At 70.2% G+C, this 2,196-nt stretch carries 1 protein-coding gene; it reads right to left on the bottom strand.

Going from position 1 to position 2,196, the window contains the following annotated elements; genetic code table 11:
- Window positions 1-2,196, bottom strand: a 2,196-nt coding sequence (locus DUPY_RS03165) for a hybrid sensor histidine kinase/response regulator (protein ID WP_267875801.1), incomplete at both ends; no start/stop codon positions are given.

A 2,196-nucleotide genomic window follows, 5' to 3' on the forward strand; every position in this document is an offset into this window, starting at 1 on the left:
GGCGCCGGCGCCGGTGGACGTGGTGCTGCTCGACTGGGACATGCCGGCCGCCGACGGCGCCGACACGGTGCGGCGCCTGCGCCAGGTACGCATCCACCGCTGCCGCCGCCGCTTCGGCGGTCGCAGCGGTCAACACCAGCAGGCCGGCGTGCGCCAGCTGCTGCGCGCACATGGTGCGTACCGCAGCGCTGTCATCGACCACCAGCACCTGCTTGCCAGCGAGCGCCGCCAGCAATTCCGTCGTCGCGTCCGGCGCCGGCAGCGGCGGCAGGGCGACACTGAAATGGAAGCGGCTGCCTTGCCCGGGCGTACTGTCGACGCCGATCACGCCGCCCATGGCGCGCACCAGCTGCTGCGAGATCGCCAGGCCCAGCCCGGTGCCGCCGTACAGGCGCGTGGTGCTGCTGTCGGCCTGGCTGAAGGCGTGGAACAGGCGCCGCTGCTGCTCGGCGCTGATGCCCACGCCGCTGTCGATCACGGCGAACCGCAAGCGGTCAGCGTCCGGATCCGGGCCCGGCCCGGTCTCGCGCGTGACATGCAGCACGATCTCGCCGCGCGCGGTGAACTTGAGGGCGTTGCCCACCAGGTTGATCAGCACCTGGCCCAGGCGCAGCGGATCGCCATTGAGGCGCGCCGGCACGTCCGGGTCGGCCCAGGCCACCAGCTCCAGGCCTTTTTCCGCCGCCCGCCACGAGAACAGGTCGGCGACCTGGTCGAGCACGTCGGCCAGGTCGAACGGCACGCTTTCCAGCGCCAGCTTGCCGGACTCGATCTTGGAGAAATCGAGCACGTCGTCGATGATGCCGAGCAGGTTCTTGCCGGCGCGGTCGATCTTGTGGAAGTAGTCGCGCGGCTTGGCTGGCAGGTCCAGGTGCGCACCGAGGCCGGCAAAGCCGAGGATGGCGTTCATCGGCGTGCGGATCTCGTGGCTGATGTTGGCCAGGAAGTCGCTCTTGGCGCGGGTGGAGGCTTCGGCATCGGCGCGCGCCTGCTGGATGGCGCGGATCGCGTCGGCCTTCTGGAAGGCCGAGATGAACGGCTCCTTGAGCGCCTTGAACATCTCCAGGTCGCCCCCGGCAAACGGGCGCTGCTGCTCGAACACCAGGTAGCCCTGCACCTCTTCGCCGCTGCAGATGCGCACCGCCAGCACCGTGCCGGCGCCGCTCAAGTACATTTCGGGCATGACCAGCTCGGCGCCATCGACCAGCAGCGCCCGGGTTTCGGCCAGTGTCATGGCCGCGTACGGCGGCACCACGCTGGACTGCCAGCTGGCGTGCACCCGCAACCGCCCGTCACCGGGTTCGCGGATCAGCGCGCAGGCGCCGCTGACCTGGCCGATCGCGCTCGATTCGAGCAGGATCGCCTGCAACAGCGCGTCGAAGTCGAGCTGGTCGTTGATCGACTTGACGATGGCGTGCACCCGCGCCAGGTGGCGGGTACGGGCATACACCTCGTGCTGCAACTGGAACTTGGCGTGCTCGAGCTGGCGGATACGCCAGCGGTACAGGCCCCAGCCCAGCAGCAGGATGCCCAGCGCCGCGCCCGAGCGCGCCCACCAGGTCTGGTACCAGGCCGGCAGGAAGCGCAGCGCCATGGTCAGCTCGTGCGGACTCCACACGCCTTCGCGGTTGCTGCCGCGCATGTGCAGGCGATAGGCGCCGGGCGCCACGTTGGCGTAGGTGGCGATGCGGTGGCTGGCGTCGGCTTCCACCCAGTCCTTGTCGTAGCCCTCGAGGCGGAACGCGTAGCGGTTGCGCGCGCTGGCGGAATAGTCGAGCGAGGCCACTTCGATGTTGACGTTGCGGGTGCCGGCCGGGATCTCCAGGCCACGGCCGTCCGCCGCCAGCAGCGGCGCCGCCGCCACCTGGCGGGCGTCGAGCTGCACCTTGCTCACCACCAGTTGCGGCTGGTATTTCCAGCGCTGCGCCGGCGTCTGCCGCACCACCACGTAGCCCCCCGAGGTGCCGAACACCGGTTCGCCCTGGGCGGTGCTGGCATCGGCACCGCCGAAATAGGACTGGAACACCAGGCCGTCGGCACGACCGAACAGCTGCACGCGCAAGGTCTCGGTATCGATCACGGCAATACCGTTGCCGCCCGACGCCCACATGCGGCCGCTGGCGTCGAGGCCCAGCGAACTGGCGATCTTGCCGAACACGCCGGCGCCGACGGCAAGCCGCGCTTTCTGCGGCTCGC

The organism is Duganella phyllosphaerae (assembly GCF_001758785.1).
Taxonomy (GTDB): domain Bacteria; phylum Pseudomonadota; class Gammaproteobacteria; order Burkholderiales; family Burkholderiaceae_D; genus Rugamonas; species Rugamonas phyllosphaerae.